We start from the raw sequence: 17,769 nt of genomic DNA on the forward strand, positions 1-17,769 counted from the left end.
AAGCGACTTCCGTGGTCCGGCCGGCGAATGCCGCGGCGATCAGCCAACCGTAATCCGTCGTGGCCTGTGTGCCGTTGAGGTCCGTGGCGATGAACGCGCGGTCTTCCGCGCTGTCTCGGGGTCGTCGTCGGGGAACGGCGAAGGGGGCGGAGGTCTGTCGACCTCCGCCCCCTTCACTCAGGAGCGGCCTGTGGGATCAGCTCACTCGGCGGACGGGGCCGCCTTCTTCTTGCGGAGGAAGAAGACCGCGCCGCCACCGATGACGACGAGCGCGATCGCGATGCCCGCGATCACCGGGGTGGCGCTGCTCGAACCGGTCTCGGCGAGGTCGCCGCCGGTGGTGGAGCCGGTGTCACCCGTGCCCTCGGAGGAGCCGCCGGCCGAGGCCGGGCTCGGCGAGGAGGACGGGGTGTCGCCGCCACCGTTGCCGGCGGTCTGGCAGTCGAGGACGCCCTCGAAGGTCTTCTCGAAGCCCTCAGGGCCGGTGATGGTGACCTTGTAGGGCTGGTCCTCCGCCACCGGCACGGTGATGGTCTCGGACTTGCCGGCCTCGACCGTGTACTCCTTGTCGGCCAGCGTGAAGGTGAACGGCTGGTCGCCCTCGTTGGCGGCCGTCACGTCCAGGCCGCCCTTGGCGCAGTTGACCTCGGCGGAGACCGCCGGGATCGGGCCCTTGGCGGCCCAGGTGCCGGTCGCCGTCGCGGAGACGGAGCTGTCGCTGGAGCCGGCGAGGATCTGGACCTGCGTGGTGCTGTCGACGCCCGTGAAGGCGCGGCCGACCGGGAGCTTGGTGTTGGCGGTGGCCGTCAGCGAGGTCGTGCCGTCGGCGGTGCCGGCCTCGACGTCGAAGTACAGCTCGTCGCCGTCCTTGGCGGAGGTGACCGCGGTGCCGTTCTTGTCGGTGACCTTGACGCCGGAGGGGTTGCTGGGCGCGGGGCTCACCTGGACGGTGGAGGCGTTGGTGTGGACCTTGATCGGACCGAGCAGGTCACCGGCCTTGCCGGAGACCGCCGGCGGGTCGAGGGTCAGCGACGCCGCGGGCTCCTCGAGGTTCTTGGCGTTCTTCTGCAGCCAGTCCGCGAGCTCTTCGGCGACCGGGTTGACCGCGGTCACGTCGGCCTTGTCGGAGAAGCGCCAGATGGCCACCTGGGTGCCGGCGGCGGCGAGCTTCTCGGTGAGCGGACCGGACAGGGCCGCGGTCTTCTGCAGCGCCGCGAGGTCGTTCACCTGCGGGTAGGAGTTCTGCAGGATCCAGTTGATCTTGCCGGCGTCCGCGTTGTTGTGGAGGCTCGACTCGTCCCAGGAGACCTCCTTGTAGGCGGCCTTGCCCTGGGTCGGGTTGTGCAGGTCGATGCAGTACGTCTGGATCGTGCCGCCGCCGTCGACGGACATCTCGAAGAGGCCGGCGCCGACCTCCTCGGGCTGCTTGCCCTCCTCCTTGATGACGGCCTTGTCGGCGGTCTTCAGACCACCGAGGGTCGCCGTCGCACCGGGCGCGGTGGGGGTCGCGTCGTCCGCGATGGCGGACCCGGCAACGGCTATGGAGCCCGCGGCGAGGAGGCCCGAGGCCACCATCGCGACGGCAAGACGGGCAGCTCCCCGCCTCCGTACAGTGAACATGAATTTCCCCTCCGGGCGAGGCTGGTCGTGGGGGCAGGCCTCGCCGACAGCTGTGGATCCCCGCGGAAAGCCGGGGTACCGCTGAATCCTAGGAACCAACCGCACCAAGGCCACCGGGATTCACAGCCGCCCGGGAATTCGAATCACAATCGTTACCCGCGCGTAGGCATGAACGCGAAATTGTCGATAAATCATCGACGTTTTACCACAGGGCGAATGCCCAGCTGTCCGGCTTATCCGGACAGCGCGGCCAGCGGATCGCCGGCGATCGGCTCCCCGGCGCCCGCCGGGGAATTCGGAACCATGAGTTCCGGCCGGGCCGCGGCCACCCGCCGGAACGCCGAGGTGCCCCGGGTCAGATCGTGACCGCAGGCGATCGCGTCGACGTCGGCCGAGATCCAGCGCTGACCGTCCCGCTCCTCCTCACGCACCCTCAGGCGTCCCTGGACGAAGAGTGGTTCGCCGACCCCGACCGAGGCCACCACGTTCTCCCCCAGCTGCCGCCAGGCGTACACCGTGTAGAAGCTGGTGTGCCCGTCGGACCAGCCGCCGCGCTCCCGGTCCCAGCGGCGCGCGGTCGTCGCCAGGCGGAACCTGGCGACCGGGACGCCCGTGGGCGTCTTCCGGAATTCCGGCCTGGTCGCGACATTCCCCACGACGGTGACCAGTGTCTCGTTCATTGCCGATGCTCCCCCGTTGCCGTCGCCGGCCGGCGGCCCCCTGCCGCCGGCCCCGCGATGGCTCCATGGTGCGCCCGCGACGCCCCCCGTGGAGAAAGCGGATTCAACCTGTGGATTACTGGCCCGTTGTGGACAACTCCGTCACCCGGAAGTGGTTTCCGGCGAGCACCCCGTACTGCTCCCGCACTTCCCGGTACCGCAGCAATTCCGCCGCCAGCGGTTCCAGCACCCGGGCCCGCCCGCAGTCGGCCGCCGCGTCCGCCATCCGCCGCTCGGCGGCCTGACCGTGCCGCCGGGCCGGACCGCGGGCCGCGAACCGGCTCACCCGGGTGAGCAGCGGACCCCCGAGAGCTCCCACCGCCAGCAGCGCGGGCGGCAGCCACCACGGCAGCCGCAGCGCGCCCGCCGCCGTCACCGTCCCGGACACCAGGGCGGCCGTCGCCAGCACTGCCAGCAGCCACTGCGCCGTGCCGACCGCCGACCACCACCTGGGACGCAGCGGCTCGTCCGGCGCCGCCCGCTCCACCGCCGCGTCCAGCGCCTCCGGGAGCGTGCGGCCACCGCGGCGCGCTGCCTCCCGTACCGCCTGCGCCCACGCGGCGGGCAATCCCGCCACCGCCTCCGCCGCCACCGCGCGCACCGCCTCGTCGACCGACGCGCGGGACGCCGACAGCGCCGGGCGGCGGCCGTCGAGGGCGCCGTCGCCCGGTTCCGTTCCACCGCGGACCCGGCGCAGCTGCCGCCACGGGGTGCCGCACGCCTCGTCGGCCGCCCTGGCCCAGGCGCTCTCCGCCGCCCGGCCCGCCGCCGCGGCGCCCACGGCGTGCGCGAGGCTCGCCGTGAAGTCCTCGCGGGCCCGGTCGGTCAGCCCGGTCACCCCCTCGGCGACGTACAGCGGGCGCAGCCGCTCGGCGAGCCCGTCCACGTCCGCCGACAGCCTCCGGCTCGCGGCGGCGCGTTCGACCACGACCTGGCCGATGGCCGCCCTCAGCTCCGGGACGCCGTCGCCGCTCAGCGCCGAGACGGCCAGCACCATGGCGCCGTCCTCGCCGTGCTCGCCGACGGCGAGGCCGTCGTCGTCGAGCAGCCGCCGCAGGTCGTCCAGCACCTGTTCGACGGCCTCCTCCGGGAGCCGGTCGATCTGGTTGAGGACGACGATCGTCACATCGGCGTGCCCGGCCAGCGGCCGCAGATAGCGCTCGTGCAGGGCGGCGTCCGCGTACTTCTCGGGGTCGAGCACCCACACGATCACGTCGACGAGCTTCAGCACCCGGTCCACCTGGTCGCGGTGGGCGGTCGCCGCCGAGTCGTGGTCCGGGAGGTCGAGCAGGACCAGGCCCGCGGGCCCGTCGTCCGTCCGCTCCGCCCCCTCGTCCAGGACGCTGTGCCGGGCGAACCTCGCCTTGGGCGCGATGCCGAGCCGGTCCAGCAGCCCGGAGGCGCCCCGCGGGTCCCAGGCGCAGGCGACCGGCGCGGAGGTGGTGGGCCGGCGGACGCCGATCCGCGACAGGTTCAGTTCCGTGAGCGCGTTGAACAGGGACGACTTCCCGCTGCCCGTCGCCCCGGCCAGCGCCACCACCGTGTGGTCGGCGGAGAGCCGGCGCCGGTCGCCGACCCGTTCCAGCAGCTCCCCCGCCCCGTCGAGCGCCTCGTGGCTCACGCGAGTGCGCGACAGCCCGAGCAGTTCCGACAGCGCGTCCACCCGCTCCGTGAGCACCTGATCACCTCTCCTGGAGTCCGTACGACTTCTGCACGACCGACAGCTCCGCGATCAGCGACGCCTGCTGGGCCGCCGTCACATCGAGTGCGTCCACCGGGAGCACCCGCAGTTCCCGCTCGTCGTCGAGCACGTCGCCGACGAGCCGGTCCAGCTCCTCGCGCGCCCGGTCGCCCGACCGCAGCGCCGCCTGCGCGCCGACGAGGGAGGCCAGCCGCTCCCCCGCGACCGTCCCCTTGCGGCCGCCGAGCACGGCGACGGCGATCAGCGCCGCCGCGTGTTGCGGGTCGACGCCCTCCGCGCTCCCGCGCACCGCCTGGTGGGCGAGGCGGTTCACCGTGAACACCCAGGTGTCGACGGCCTCCTCGATCCGTTCGGCGGCGTCGTCGGCAGCCGCCTCCGGGTCGGCGTCCTCCGCGAGGACGGCGCCCGCGCGGTCGCCGCGCCAGGCGTCGAGGGTCCGCTCGTCCGCCGCCGCTACCTCGGTGCGCAGCAGCGCGGCCAGGCTCTCGGCCAGGGCGGACAGCAGGGCCGCCGGGCCGCAGCCGGGGTAGCCGCGCCAGCTGGCCAGGGCCTCTCCGGCGAGCAGTGCCCCGGCGCCGACGGCCTCCTGCACGCGCGACTCGGCCTCGTCGTAGGCCTCGTCCACCCGGCGGGTCAGGCGCACCGCCGCCGCGTGCTGCGCGGCCGAGGCGCCGGCCAGCTCCGGGAGCCGGTTGCCGAGCGATCCCAGCACCCCGGACACGGTGCGCTGCGCCGCCTGGTGGCGGGCGGCGGGGTCCTCGGCGCAGTGTGCGAGCCAGCTGCCGAGCGCCGCCACCGCGGTGTGCGGCAGCAGCCCGCCGGCCCCCGCGGACTCGGGCAGCTCCGGGACGGTGAACCGCGGCACGTCCCCGAGCCCGGCCCGGGTCAGCAGGGCCGCGTAGTGCTGGGAGACGTCCTCCGCGATCTGGTGCGGCACCCGGTCCAGGACGGTGGCCAGGGTGACGTCGTACTCCTTGGCCGTACGCAGCAGATGCCACGGCACGGCGTCGGCGTAGCGCGAGGCGGTGGTCACCAGGATCCAGATGTCGGCCGCGCAGAGCAGTTCGGCGGCGAGCTCGCGGTTGCGGGAGACGAGGGAGTCGATGTCGGGCGCGTCCAGCAGGGCGAGCCCGCGCGGCAGCGTGTCGTCGGTCTCCAGGCGCAGCCACAGCCTGGTCTCCTCCGCCTCGCGCTCCTCGTCGTTCCCGTCCGCACCCTCCTCCCCGTCGGCGTCGGACGCGCTCCGGGGCCGCGGTGCCCAGGCGCGGGCCAGGCCCGGGAGCACCCGCGGATCGGCGAACCACGCGCGGTCCTGGGGGTGGCACACCAGCACCGGTGTGCGCGTCGTGGGGCGCAGCACGCCCGCGTCGCTCACCCGCCGCCCGATCAGCGAGTTCACGAGCGTCGACTTGCCCGCTCCGGTCGAACCGCCCACCACGGCCAGCAGCGGCGCTTCGGGCGCCTTCAGCCGGGGCACGAGATAGTCGTCGAGCTGCGCCAGCAGTTCCTGTCGTGTGCGGCGGGCCCGCTCGGCTCCGGGGAGGGGAAGCGGAAAACGCGCGTCCGCGACGCGGTCGCGCAGCGTCGACAGCGCGTCGAGGAGTTCGGGCCGTACATCCAAGATCGCCACAGTGGCAGAATGCCCCATTTTGATGGGTTTTTGAAGCGTATTCCGCCTAGTTCACGTCTTTCGGCCCGCAAGGAGGCCGGATCGGGACGGAAGGGCCGGAAGAGACACCGGCATAACGAGTGCACAACAGCCGTCGGATGAGGCGCCAAAACTGGTGCGACATTCGCACCTGCCTGCGATTATCAGACCGCTTCACCGAACCTACACAACGTGTCATGAAGGCGAAGCAACCGGCCGCACATCAGCCGCGCCCTATCCTTGTCCCCGGCAAGGTCACGGAACCGTCGACACAAGGGGCGGGTTCGGTCGCGGCCAACGTCCGGCCCCCGTAGCTCAGTGGATAGAGCAGGCGCCTTCTAAGCGCTTGGCCGCAGGTTCGAGTCCTGCCGGGGGCACCCACTGCGCCCCTCCATACGGAGGGGCTTTTCGCTGGTCAGAGCCTCGCCACACGGAGCGGAGCAGCGCCGGGCCGCCCGCGGGTGACCACGGGAGCGCTCCGGCGCCGTCCGGCTTTCGCAGGGTTCGCGCGGGTGGCCCCGTCGCATACGTGTCGACGTTCCGGGGACCGGTTCAGCGATCTTCGTCCGGTTCCGGAACGTCTCCCCCGGCCCCGGTCCGCCTCTGGTGATCCCTTGGCCGACCCGGGACACAACGCGCGTAGGCGGCAGGCAAGACGGGGACGCTGTTGCCCGCCCGCTCCGCGACCTGCGCCGGCGGGACGCCCGCGTCGAGGCACGACGTCGGACGCGTATGCCGCAGGTCATTGCCGCGTTCGCCGAGCGGCGAGGCGAACTCCGCCGGCGCGAGAACCTGTCGCCGGGCATTGTGCCGGCCGCGGCGAAAAACCGACCCCGCACGGTGATCTGCCCGAGGCGCACCAGCTTGTCGTGTCGCCCAAGGAGTTGCACCGCTCGTTCCAGCCCCAAAGTCTCGATACCCTTCCACCGCGTGTGGCGAAGTCTTCGGGCATAGATCCCGGCGAGCCGCTCTGCGGGAACAGCGCCGTCCCACACAACCTGAGTAGCGCCGGTGCGAAGGGCAGCCAGAGCAGTCGCGGACGCCTCGTCGTCGCCGACCGGCAGTCGCATCAACATATGTCGTTCCATCGTCACCCCCGCCGGGATCCTGCAGTACAGCAGTGAAGTACAGCAACCACAGCAACCGGCCCCGCCCGCCGGTGGCTCTTTCGGAACTTGGGGCGACCTGAATGACCGCCTCTGGCCCATCTGGCTATAGCTACGGATCAGAGGGTGTGCCGCGACGGACTGAGTGTCTACTGTGCTTCGCCACGCGATGTCGCTCAAGGCAAGCCCTAAACAGCGGCGATGGCCAAGCCCAGACGACGTCACTCGAAACGTTGTCCGGGCAGACCCCCCGGCTGGAGCACCTGCACGGACGCGGGGTCGGAACAGGCCGTCGACGCCTGCCTGAAGCAGCGACGCAACCCCGGGTGGCCGCGCCGAGCGTCACCCGGGGTCGTGCCGTCCGGGTCAGCGGCCAATCGCCCAGCCGAAGGCGGCGTCTCCCTTGAGGGAGACGTCCCGGGCGGTGAAGGACTTCGCGTTCGTGGCCGTCAGGCCGGAGGCAGTGCCGCGCAGGATGGTCACGGCGCCGTAGCCGTTCTCGTAGCCGACGCCCGTGACGAGCTCGGCCTTGCCGTCCTTGGTGAGGTCGACCAGCCGTACGGTCAGGCCGAAGGAGTCCGCCCACTCCGAGGTGCCGGGGACGCCGGCGGTGTCCTGGGAGTAGGACGCGGCGCCCTTGCCGCTCAGGCCGGAGGCCGAGCCGAACAGGATGGTCACGGCACCGGCGTCCTTCACCGTGCCGAGGTCCTCGCCCGAGGTGCCCACGGCCACGTCGGCATAGCCGTCGCCATTGACGTCGCCGGCGTCGATCGCCGAACCGAACTGGTCGCCGGCCTCACCCGCGCCGGGGACGCCCGCGGTGTCCTGGTGGATGACTGTCGGCGTCTGCGCGGGGGCGGGACCGTTCGGGCCGCCATACCAGACGGTGATCTGGCCGCCCTTGTGGCCGCCCGGCTTGCCGGCGTGGGGATCCTCGGGGTCGCCCAGGATCAGGTCCCCGAAGTGGTCGCCGTTGACGTCGGCGATCGTGGCGACCTGGCCGTCGGCCCGCGGCAGTTCGACGGCGACGTAGTCCGACACGGGGTGGGTCGTGTTGCCGGGGTCGTGGCGGATGTACTGGATCTGTCCGCCGGGGTCGCTGTCGGTGACGGCCGGGTAGACGCGTTCGGCGAGGCGGTCGCCGTTCAGGTCGCCCGCCGCGGCACCGTTCGTTCCGCCCGCCTCCCAGACGATGCCGTGGCTCGACGGGGTGCCCGTGCGGGTGAACGGCCCCCGGTAGAGGTGGGTGTGGCTCGGACCGGTGGCGGTCACGTCCGTCTTGCCGTCCCCGTCGAAGTCGCCGGTGGCGACGTCGAAGGAGTAGCCACCCCAGTCGTCCAGCAGGGTCTCGGGCGGCTGCGGCAGGGCGGCGCCGCCGGACAGGCCCGTGGCGCCGCCCCAGAGGACGGTGACGGCGCCGACCCCCACGTGGTTGCCGATGCCCTCGTAGGGCGAGCCGACCACCAGGTCCGCGTACCGGTCGCCGTTCAGGTCGGCGGTGGCCAGGCTGGCGCCGAAGCGGTCGCCGGTCTCGGCCGTGCCCGGGACGCCGGCCGAGTTCTGCGTGATGACGGTCTTCCTGGCCGCCGAGACCCCGGAGGACGAGCCGTACAGGACTACCACGGCGCCGGCGTTGGACACCGATCCGACGTCGGCGCTCCACGCGCCGATGGCGAGGTCCCGGTATCCGTCGCCGTTGAAGTCGCTGGACAGCCCCGAGGGGGCGGCACCAGCCGGGGTGGCTGGCAGAGTGGCGAGCAGGCTGCCGGCGAAGGCGGCGGCCGCTAGCAGGGTGCGCTTGTGCAAGTCGGACTCCGGGAAGTGCTGAGACGGGACCCGCCGTACGGGCTCTTGCCGGTTCTGCGATGCCGGAACATCCCGCTTGTCAGGTTCTGCCACTGGTTCACATGCGGACCAGCCAAGACGAGACCACTCGCGGGGCACAAAGGTTGCAGGCGTTCCCGGTAAATCCTCGAGCGCCTCAGATCACCCGGGGCAGCCCTCGACGGCCCGGGAAGGTGCCCGTCATCTCATAGCGCAGCATCCCGCACCTGGAGCACCAAGCCTGCTCTCCTGAACGAAGCCCACCGGCCGCCGAGTCGCGGCGTTGGCAACAGGACTGACGGGCAGGAGCCGCCGTCTCAGTTCCGTCTCATTCACCAGCGTCTGCGGCCGTTCGCCGAGGTATGCCGACAGGCCGAAGCAGCACCGCCGAACGGGCTTGGACGCAGATGAACAGCCACGTTCGGGCCGCTGAGGTTTCTGACATCCACGGCTGACATCAACGCCGTCGGACCGGGGCGTACACCAGCGCCTCTGTCCGGCCGTGGCACCAGTCGACGGCGGCCGCTAGAGCGGGCGCGGATCGAACTTACAAGGCAGATGTCGGCGACGACGTCAAGCGCCTCAGTCGATGCACGGTCCCGCTATGAGTCCCCGGGGGCTTCGGCATCCCAGGGATCGATGCCAAGGTCCATGAATCGGCTGGCGTCGCGATCGTGGAGGAACCGTGCCCCTGTATAGGGGAGTTCGAAGGTCCAGTGCTTGGGGAGGTCGCGGGCTGCGTAGCGGCAGAGAAGATCAACCATCCCGAAGTCGAAGGCGGCCCAGCACCCGGGGGCTGCCCACTGCCGGCGCCAGATCACCGTGGTCCACTCGTTGGGGTCCGGTGTGTCCGCGCGCCAGCACAGCAGGTCGGCCTCCGTAGTTAGCCCCCAGCCGACGAGGAGTTCGGGCGCGTCGTATTCCTCCTCTTCGGCCGTGTACTCGGCGTCCGCTGTCAGCCCTTCCACCGTGGAGCTGGGGTCATTGAGATACACCTCCTGGACAGGCGGGACGACGTTGAGGAAGTCGTCGAAAATTCCTTGCCCGTAGACCCACATGAACTGCATGTAGTCATCGGGGAACCCCCTCGGATAGCGGGTGGACAGCCCCTCCCAGTCCACCGTGTTGCCACCCCGGGCTGGAGGCGTCACCAGGGATGTGAGGCACACCAGAGGGTCACCCGGGATCGATTGCCGTCGCATGTCCCCTCCGCTGCTCGACCGCGCCGCCCGAGGCCGCTGCTGATCGTGTAACTACCGGAACGGGACTCTACATCCGAGGTCTGTCACTCCCGAGGAGACCGAGTTGCTGGGCAGCAAGCTGATCCTCAAAACGAACTGAGGGGCACGCCACGCATGCCGACGCGTGCCACAACCGTGCCACATCAGGCGGTCAGTCAGGGTTAACGACGGCTCGCGGCATTCGAGATGTCCCGCTGAACTGGGAACCCTTCAAAGCTGGCTTGACCTGCGTACCCTCGACAGCCCCGACCGCCGCGCTTACAGGGCAGATGTCCTCCAACACGCGAGCGCCCTCCCGGGCCGTCCTGGGGCCGTGGAAGGGCGCTCAACGATGACCAACGCCGACAACTGCCGACAGCTCAGCAGCAGGTCAGAGCAATGATCGATGTTGCGGCCGCAGGTCACGGCCGTCGGCTGTCAGTTGTGGCTGTGCAGATCACGCAGCACCGAGCTGAGCGGCCAGGAACACCGCTGCCACCGAGGGGCGAGCTGCGTACGTTGCGCCCGCGCTGCCCTCAGGGGCCTGCCACCAGTAGAACGGAAGCCGTCGCCCACTGTTGTTGTGTCCCTTGTTCATTCCCTTTACCACGCCTGCCACGCGCTGCGCCGGAGCGGCCTGATTGGGACCGCCCAGGGCCATCTCCACTAGCTCCGTACAGTGGATCTTTCGGCCGGGATTGCGCAGCAGATACTCGAGCATCTGCCGGGCCTGCGGTGCGAGTTCAGCCAAGAACCTCGTAGCGCGCTCCAAGTCCTCCGGGCCCCATTCCGGGGCACCGTAGTGCGCTTCTTCGCCAGAGTGCTCAGCCCACCGCGGATCAACCTCAGACAGATACTCCGTCATGCCCGCCCCTAACAGTTCGTCCCTAACGTTTGCGTCGTTCGCACCGTACAGATCCGCCACGGCACTGCGTGTCGAATCCGTGTCGAAGTCCTACCGGCGAGCAGCTCAGCTGAAGGAAAGCCCCAGGTCAAGAGGAGAATGGGACGCAGCCACAGAGCGCCTTCTAAGCGCTTGGCCGCAGGTTCGAGTCCTGCCGGGGGCACCCACTGCGCCCCTCCATACGGAGGGGCTTTTTTGCTGGCCTCCCCGCTCGGGGTGCCGCGGGAGAGGACACGCGGGAGAGGACACGCGGGAGGGGACGGGAGCGCAACGGCCGGAACGGCGGCGGTCCATGGGCTCCGCGGCCGGGCGCCCTCAGCCCGTCACGCGGTCGACCGTGTCGAGGACGTCGTCCCATGGCAGACCGCGTCCGTCCGGTACCTCGCCCGGTTCCGGGAGAGGGCGTGCCTCCGGGTCGTGGAGGAGGTGGACGCCGGCCTCGCGGAGGGTGGCGAGGTGGCGGGGCCAGGCCGGGTGGCGGGCGTGCGCCGCGTTGACGGCCGGGACGGCCACGAGCGGCACGTGCGGGGTGCCGAGGACCTCCGCGAGCAGGGTCAGGGCCTGGTTGTCGGCGATGCCGAGCGCGAGCTTGGCCAGGGTGTTGGCGCCGGCCGGGGCGAGCACGCAGCAGTCCGGGGCAGGATGCGGCCGCGGCTCGCCGGGGAGCCGCGGCCGGTCGCGTACGGGCAGACCGGTCACGTCGCGCAGCCGTGCGGTCTCGCCCCGTTCCCGCAGCCAGCGCGCGGCGGTCGGGGTGAGCGTGACGGCGACGCGCCAGCCGCGGGCGAGCGCGGGCAGGACGAGTCCCTCGCGCAGGGTCTCGACGCCGTCGGCGGCCGAGCCGACGACGGCGAGGACCCCGCGGACCGGACGCGCCTGCGGTGGGGACGTGTGAGGAGCCATGCCCACCCCTTACCCGAACCGGCCCTCCACGTAGTCGGCCGTCCGCGGATCGGTCGGGCTGCCGAACATGGCGGTGGTGGGGCCGTGCTCCACGATGCCGCCGGGGGTGCCCTGTTCGGCGAGGAAGAAGGCGCACTGGTCCGAAACGCGGGCGGCCTGCTGCATGTTGTGGGTGACGATCACGATCGTGACCTCGTGGGCGAGTTCGCGGATCGTCTCCTCGATGCGCCGGGTCGAGGTGGGGTCCAGCGCCGAGCAGGGCTCGTCCATGAGCAGCACCTTGGGCCGTACGGCCAGCGAACGGGCGATGCACAGGCGTTGCTGCTGACCGCCGGAGAGGGCGCCGCCGGGCTGGCGCAGCCGCGCGCGGACCTCCTTCCAGAGGCCGGCCTTGGTCAGGCACTCCTCGACGAGGTCGTCCTTCACGGCCTCGCGCACCCGCTGTCCGGTGAGCTTCAGGCCCGCGGTGACGTTGTCGTAGATCGACATCGCCGGGAAGGGGTTGGGCTTCTGGAAGACCATGCCGATGCGGCGCCGGGCCTCGGTGAGGCGGCGTCCGCGGGCGTAGATGTCCTCGCCGTCGAGCAGGACCTCGCCCGCCAGGGAGGCGGACGGCACGAGTTCGTGCATCCGGTTCAGGGTCCGCAGGAAGGTGGACTTGCCGCAGCCCGAGGGGCCGATGAGGGCGGTGACCTGCCCGGCGGGCATGGTCAGGGAGACCCGTTCGAGGACCTTGTGGTCGCCGAACCAGCACGAGATGCGGCGGGCCTCCAGGGTGGCGCCGGTGCCGGCGTCCTCCGTGATCGGCGGGAGCGGGATGGTGGTCTCGGTCACGAACGGGTCCTCACATCAGGTTGGGCAGGAGCAGGGCCGCGTGGTCCGCGACGAGGAGGCCGAGCAGGCCGAGCACGGGGACGCCGACGACCCAGGCGTGCCGCCGTCCCCAGCGGGCGTGCGCCCAGGCCAGCCCGGCGGCGGCGAGGAGCAGGCCCTGGCCCCACAGGACCACGGGCAGCCAGGAGGACTCCTGGACGGCCATGGCGGTCTCGTCCGCCGGCAGCGCGCCGGGCGGGACGGCGGGGGCGGAGGCGGGCTGGACGCCGGACATCAGGTCGGCGTCCACCCGCAGGATGCCGCGCGGCATGAAGGCGGTGCCCTCTGCCGTGATCAGCGTCAGGCGGCCCTTGCCGGCCGCGGGCGGCGCGGGCTGGGGGTCACCGGCGCGGCGGACCGCGACGACGCGGTAGCGGTGCACGCCCTGGCCGGTGGTCACCGTGAACTGCTCGCCCGGGTGAAGGCCGCCGAGGTGCCGGAAGGGGCCGCCGTAGGTGGCCTGGCGCCCCAGGATGACGCTGACGCCGGCCTGGCCGGGCAGCGGGGTGTCGCGGCGGTGGCCCGGACCGCGGGTCAGGACCTCCGAGGTGGTGCCCTCCCCGACGACCTCGCGCAGCCCGAGCCCGGGGACGGAGAGCACCGCCACCGGGGTGCCGGAGGTCAGCGGCTTGATGCCCTCGCCGGACCCTCCGACGGGCGCGATCCCGTTGGCGAGGTCGCCGCGCAGGGCCGCGTAGTCCACCTGCTGGTCGCGGGCGTGGCGGACCTGGCCGAGCAGGCCCACGTCGACGACGAAGCCGAGCAGCAGGGCCGCCAGGATGCTCAGAGCCGCCCCGGCGACCCGCAGGCCGGGGCCGGCCGGACGCGTGGTCCGCGTCCGGACGGCCGCCGGCCCCGGCGGGGTGGGGTCCGCCGGCCCGTTCCCCGAGGGGGCGGGCGGGACGCGGCCGGGGGCCACACGGACCGGGGTGCCGACCGGGGTCATCCCACCCTCACCGACTTCGAGACGGCGCTGCCGTTGGTGTAGCCGGACCGCTTCGCGGTGATCTTCAGGGTGACCCGGTGCCCGCGGTCGCTCTTGGTCAGCGTGTACGTGGAGTGCGTGGCGCCGCGGATCGCCTTGTTGTCGCGCCGCCACTCGTAGCCGTAGGACGTGGCCGCGGGATTCCAGCTGCCGGTCCTGGCGGTGAGCCTCTTGCCGGCCTTGGCGGTGCCGCTGATGGTCGGCAGCTTGGTGTTCCTCAGGGCCGGGCCGACACCCACGGTCACGGCGGGGCTGGTCGCCGTCGTGCTGCCGGTGCTGTTCTTCGCGGTGATCCGGCAGGCGAACTTGTGCTTGTAGTCGCTCGGGACGAGGCCCCGGGTCTGCGCGGTGGCGCCGCTGACGGCCTTGTTGTCGCGCAGCCAGGCGTAGGCGTAGGAGGTCGCCCCGCCGAAGGTGGCGGAGCACGTCACCTTCGAGGCGACCCTGACGGTGCCCGTCACCTTCGGGGCCTTGACGACCACCGGGGGCTTGACCTTGACGGTGTACGGGTGGGCCGCCGAGGCGGACGGCTTGTACGCCGCGGCGTCGGCCGGGGTGAACGCCGCGGTCAGCGCGTGGGTGCCGACGCCCAGGGCGGAGGTGGTCAGCGACGCCGCCCCGTTCGAGACGGTGACCGGGGAGCCGATCGGGGTCGTGCCGTCCAGGAAGCGGACCGAACCGCCGGCCGCGGCCGGCGCCACCGTCGCGGTGAGCTTCACCGCGGTGCCCTGGACCACCGGGCTCGCCGGTCCGGCGGCGAGGGTGGTCGTGGTGGCGGTCTGAACGGGCGGCGGGGTGCTCTGGTAGGTGGTGCCGGTGGTGAACCAGATCGCGGTGGTGAAGTCGCCGTACGTGTCCGCCCCGAAGGCCCTGCGGCAGGTCAGGGTGAAGTCGTAACGGCCCTTCAGCTCGTCGAAGCCCGCGTCCTTCGCGTAGTCGCGCATCGTCTGCATCAGCGGTACGGAGAAGCCGCCGCCGGGCGCGGGCTGGTAGATGGCGATCTCCGAGTTGCCCACCACGTTCTGGCCCTCGGCCGGGAAGCCCGCGCCCTGCACCTTGACGATGAGGTTGGTCGCCTCCTCGGGGCACAGCGCCGAGGTGGTCAGCGATATCCCCGACAGGTCGGTGCCGGTGGCCGGGGCGACCTCCATGGAGCCGATGACCTCGGCCCTGGCCGTCCCGGCGGCGGCGACGGCGACGCCGCCCGCGGCGATCGCCGCGGCGAGCACCAGCGACAGCCGCCGGCGCACGGTGGTGATCTTCATGCTCGTCTCCCGCCGTCTCAGTCGTTCGAGGAGTCGGCGAAGGACAGCAGCCCGCGGCGGCGGGCCTGCCGGACGGCGAGGGTTCCGCCCGCGACCAGGGCGGCCGCGACCGCGGCCAGCCAGCCGGCGTCGGCACCGGTGGCCGCCAGCGAGCCGCCGTCGTCGCCCGAGGCACCGCCGTCGACCTCGGTGGAGATGCCCTCCGAGCCGCCGTCGGTCGTGTCGCCGCCGGTGTCACCGCTGGTGTCACCGCCCGTGGTGTCCGTGGGGTCGGAGGTGTCCGTCGGCTCACCGGTGTCCGTGGGCTCGCCGGTGCCCGTCGGGTCCGACGTCGGAGTGGGGGTGCCGCTCGGCGTGCTGGTGTTCGTCGGGATGCTGCTCGGGGTGGGCGTCGGGGTGCCGGCCGCGGGGTCGGTGTCCTGGTAGGTGGTGTTGGTGGTGAACCAGACCGAACCCTTGAAGTCACCGTACGTGGTCGCGCCGAACGCCATGCGGCAGGTGACCGTGAACTCGTAGCGGCCCTTGAGCTCGTCGAAGCCCGCGTCCTTCGCGTAGTCGCGCATCGTCTGCGTCAGCGGAACGCGGAAGCCGCCCTCGCCCGTCTCGGCGTAGATCTCCTTGGACGCGTTGCCGACGACGGTCTGGCCCTCGGCCGGGAAGCCCGAACCGGTGACGGACACGATGACGTTGGTCACCTCGGCCGGGCACATGCCCGAGGTGGAGAGGTCCATCCCGCTGGTGTCCGAGCCGGTGGCCGGGTTCACCTTCAGCGTGCCGATGGTGTCCGCGTGCGCGGAGGTCGCGGCCATGAAGCCCACCGCCCCTCCGGCCAGGACGAGCGAGCCGAGCGCGGCCGCGGTCGAGCGGTGCAGGCGTGTGAACGACACTGTCTTTCTCCTCATTACTTGTGATGGACGTGGGTGACGGGTGCTCAGCCGGACGTGTCCACCGACGCGGCACGTCCTCTGCGCCCGCGCACCCACTGGGCGGCACCCGCCAGGAGCACCAGGAAGGCGACCGCGAAGCCGCCGAGGGACCACACGACGAGGGAGCCGCCCCCGGCCGCGTCGGCCGACGCGGCGTTCACGACGCCGGTGACACCGCCCTGGGCGGGCACGCCGGAGGCGTCCGGCGCGCCGGACGACACGGGCCCCGGGCCGCCGGAGGCGGCCGACGGGGCGGACCCGCCGGGGGCGGACGACGGCGCCGGTGCGGTGCCGCCCGGCTCGGCGGAGCGTCCCGCCGCGGGGTTCCCGGGGGTGGCCCGGGTGCCGTCCGTGTAGGAGGTCCTGGAGGTGAAGCGGAGCGAACCGGTGAAGTCCCGCAGGCTCTTGAGGCCGAAGGGGGCCTCGAGGCAGCTGACGGTGAAGGTGTAGGTGCCGCGCAGGGTGCTGAAGCCGGCGTCGAGCGCGTAGTCCTGCATCGTGTACGTCAGCGGGATCACCCGCCCGCCGCCGGGCGCCGCCGGGTAGGTGCCGATCTCGGAGTTGCCGACGACCACCTTGCCGTCGCGGGGGAATCCGGCGCCCTTGACCCAGGCGATGACGTTCCGCGTGCCGTCCGGGCAGGGGCCGGCGGCGGTGAGCGTGATGGGCTCGGTGGCGCTGCCGTGCTGCGGCGCGACCGTGAGGGCGCCGCGTTCGGCGGCGTGCGCCGCGGGCACGGCCACCCACAGCGAGAGGACGGCCAGCACCATGGCGACGGGCGCGGAGGCACGCGAGGCGGGGGCCCGCTTCCTCGGCGCGGCCGCGGCGGTGCGGGCGTCGTCCGGGCGGGGTCCGCGGCGGCGCCTGCGGCGCACCCACCACGTGGTCGCGACCGCGGCGACGACCAGCAGGACGGCGAGCAGCGCCCAGGGCACGGCCCAGAAGCCCTGGGTGCGGGTCAGGCTCGGCAGGTCGGGGATGGCGACGTCACCGCGTACGGATACCGCGTCGACCGAGACGGTGGTGGTGTCCCGCACGGTGGGCAGGACGCCGGTGGCCGTGACGCTGATCCTCAGCGCGTTGCCCGGCAGGATCTCGGCGAGGTCGCGCGAGCCCTTCACCGTGGCGATGCCCCCGAACGCGTCGCGGACGCGGACCGTCTGCTCGGCGGCGAGCCGGACGTTGCCGGTGTTGCGCACGGTGTAGGACACCGTCGCGCTGCCGGTCCCGAAGGGGTTGGCCGTGCCGTGGTAGTCGGTGTGCAGGTCCTCGACCGAGAGCAGCGGCCTGAGCTGACCGGCCACACGCAGGTACATGCGGGCGCCGACGCGCTGGTCGACCTGGACCCGGTCGCCCTTGGCGCCGGTGCGCACCGCGGACAGCGAGGCGACGATGCCGGCGGGGTGGTCGCCGGGGCTGACCGTGCGCGGCACGGTCAGCGTGAAGGGGACGATGACGCGGGAACGGGAGGCCACGGTCACCCGGGACCTGCCGAGCTTGACCCAGGTGCCGGCGTCGCTGGACTTGGTGGCCCGCGGGAGCAGGTCGAAGCCGCCCCCGGCGGAGTTGATGGCGTCGGCGGCGTAGACGCTCAGCGTCAGCGGCTTGGCGCTGTAGTTCCAGATGGCGATGTGGTCCCGGATGACGGCGCCGGGGGTCACGCCGTAGGAGTAGTTGGGCCTGCCGTCGGGCTTGTCGGCCGTGGACGGCTGGACGCCGAAGGTGGTGCGCCCGTTCGGGCCCGCGCCGGGTCGTGCGGCGGCCGCGTGTGATGCGGCGGCGTACGGGGTGGCGGCCGACGCCGTTTCGGCGGCCGGGAGTACGGCGAGGACGCAGGCGGCCAGGACGGCGGCGATACGGCGGGCTGATCGTGTGATCATGTCAGGTCGTCCGATCGGGCGCGGGTGGGACGGGGTGGTGCGGGGTGCTGCGGGGGCGTACGTGCCGGGTCGTGCGGAACGGGCCGGACCCGTGGGGCCGGTCGGGCGGCCCCCCCCCGCCCCGCCCCCGCCCGCCCCCGGGCGGGTACCCCCCCCACGCCCAGCGCCCCCGCACAATGGCCGACAGGTGAGCG

13 protein-coding genes and 2 tRNA genes are annotated in these 17,769 nt (G+C 72.5%); 2 read left to right on the plus strand and 13 right to left on the minus strand.

The window, feature by feature from the left end; genetic code table 11:
- Nucleotides 1–201 precede the first annotated feature (201 nt).
- The 4 genes from ACFW3D_RS02545 to ACFW3D_RS02560 all read right to left on the minus strand — a co-directional run bounded on the left by ACFW3D_RS02545 (nt 202) and on the right by ACFW3D_RS02560 (nt 5,662).
- Nucleotides 202–1,620, minus strand: coding sequence for an LAETG motif-containing sortase-dependent surface protein (locus ACFW3D_RS02545; RefSeq protein ID WP_500500473.1), 1,419 nt, complete (start codon nt 1,618–1,620; stop codon nt 202–204).
- A gap of 233 nt (nt 1,621–1,853) precedes the next feature.
- A complete protein-coding gene (locus ACFW3D_RS02550; RefSeq protein ID WP_500500474.1) occupies nt 1,854–2,300 on the minus strand; it encodes a single-stranded DNA-binding protein in 447 nt (148 codons plus the stop codon).
- A 115-nt stretch (nt 2,301–2,415) separates the two neighbouring features.
- Nucleotides 2,416–4,017, minus strand: a complete 1,602-nt coding sequence (locus tag ACFW3D_RS02555) for a GTPase (protein ID WP_500500475.1) — start codon at nt 4,015–4,017, stop codon at nt 2,416–2,418.
- A gap of 4 nt (nt 4,018–4,021) precedes the next feature.
- Entirely contained in the window at nt 4,022–5,662 is a 1,641-nt protein-coding gene (locus tag ACFW3D_RS02560) for a dynamin family protein (RefSeq protein WP_500500716.1), read from the minus strand.
- Between the two features lie 331 nt (nt 5,663–5,993).
- Here ACFW3D_RS02560 and ACFW3D_RS02565 point away from each other — a divergent pair.
- Nucleotides 5,994–6,066, plus strand: a tRNA-Arg gene (locus ACFW3D_RS02565).
- A gap of 1,095 nt (nt 6,067–7,161) precedes the next feature.
- Here ACFW3D_RS02565 and ACFW3D_RS02570 read toward each other — a convergent pair.
- The 3 genes from ACFW3D_RS02570 to ACFW3D_RS02580 all read right to left on the minus strand — a co-directional run bounded on the left by ACFW3D_RS02570 (nt 7,162) and on the right by ACFW3D_RS02580 (nt 10,704).
- Nucleotides 7,162–8,601 (minus strand): FG-GAP-like repeat-containing protein, encoded by a 1,440-nt coding sequence (locus tag ACFW3D_RS02570; protein WP_500500477.1) that lies wholly within the window; start codon nt 8,599–8,601, stop codon nt 7,162–7,164.
- A 620-nt stretch (nt 8,602–9,221) separates the two neighbouring features.
- On the minus strand, nt 9,222–9,740 hold the full coding sequence (locus ACFW3D_RS02575) for a hypothetical protein (RefSeq protein WP_500500479.1): 519 nt from the start codon (nt 9,738–9,740) through the stop codon (nt 9,222–9,224).
- Between the two features lie 556 nt (nt 9,741–10,296).
- Nucleotides 10,297–10,704: a DUF6416 domain-containing protein gene (locus ACFW3D_RS02580; RefSeq protein WP_500500481.1), complete on the minus strand. Its 408-nt coding sequence runs from the start codon at nt 10,702–10,704 to the stop codon at nt 10,297–10,299.
- 119 nt (nt 10,705–10,823) lie between these two features.
- On the opposite strand from ACFW3D_RS02580, the gene ACFW3D_RS02585 reads away from it, so the two are divergent.
- Nucleotides 10,824–10,906, plus strand: a tRNA-Ser gene (locus ACFW3D_RS02585).
- Nucleotides 10,907–11,058: 152 nt separating this feature from the next.
- Here ACFW3D_RS02585 and ACFW3D_RS02590 read toward each other — a convergent pair.
- From ACFW3D_RS02590 to ACFW3D_RS02615, 6 genes are all read right to left on the minus strand, one after another.
- Nucleotides 11,059–11,646: a flavoprotein gene (locus tag ACFW3D_RS02590; protein WP_500500482.1), complete on the minus strand. Its 588-nt coding sequence runs from the start codon at nt 11,644–11,646 to the stop codon at nt 11,059–11,061.
- Nucleotides 11,647–11,655: 9 nt separating this feature from the next.
- Complete coding sequence (locus ACFW3D_RS02595; RefSeq protein WP_326581412.1) at nt 11,656–12,420, minus strand: phosphate ABC transporter ATP-binding protein; 765 nt, start codon at nt 12,418–12,420, stop codon at nt 11,656–11,658.
- A gap of 70 nt (nt 12,421–12,490) precedes the next feature.
- Nucleotides 12,491–13,465, minus strand: a complete 975-nt coding sequence (locus ACFW3D_RS02600; RefSeq protein ID WP_500500485.1) for a sortase domain-containing protein — start codon at nt 13,463–13,465, stop codon at nt 12,491–12,493.
- On the minus strand, nt 13,462–14,769 hold the full coding sequence (locus tag ACFW3D_RS02605) for an Ig-like domain-containing protein (protein ID WP_500500487.1): 1,308 nt from the start codon (nt 14,767–14,769) through the stop codon (nt 13,462–13,464). Before ACFW3D_RS02605 ends, ACFW3D_RS02600 begins: the two co-directional genes overlap by 4 nt.
- Nucleotides 14,770–14,786: 17 nt before the next feature.
- Nucleotides 14,787–15,656, minus strand: a complete 870-nt coding sequence (locus ACFW3D_RS02610) for a hypothetical protein (protein ID WP_500500489.1) — start codon at nt 15,654–15,656, stop codon at nt 14,787–14,789.
- Between the two features lie 44 nt (nt 15,657–15,700).
- Nucleotides 15,701–17,575 carry a hypothetical protein gene (locus tag ACFW3D_RS02615; protein ID WP_500500491.1) on the minus strand — a complete coding sequence of 625 codons (1,875 nt, stop codon included), beginning with the start codon at nt 17,573–17,575 and terminating at the stop codon, nt 15,701–15,703.
- Nucleotides 17,576–17,769 lie beyond the last annotated feature (194 nt).

Source organism: Streptomyces sp. NPDC058864, assembly GCF_042742985.1.
Taxonomy (GTDB): domain Bacteria; phylum Actinomycetota; class Actinomycetes; order Streptomycetales; family Streptomycetaceae; genus Actinacidiphila.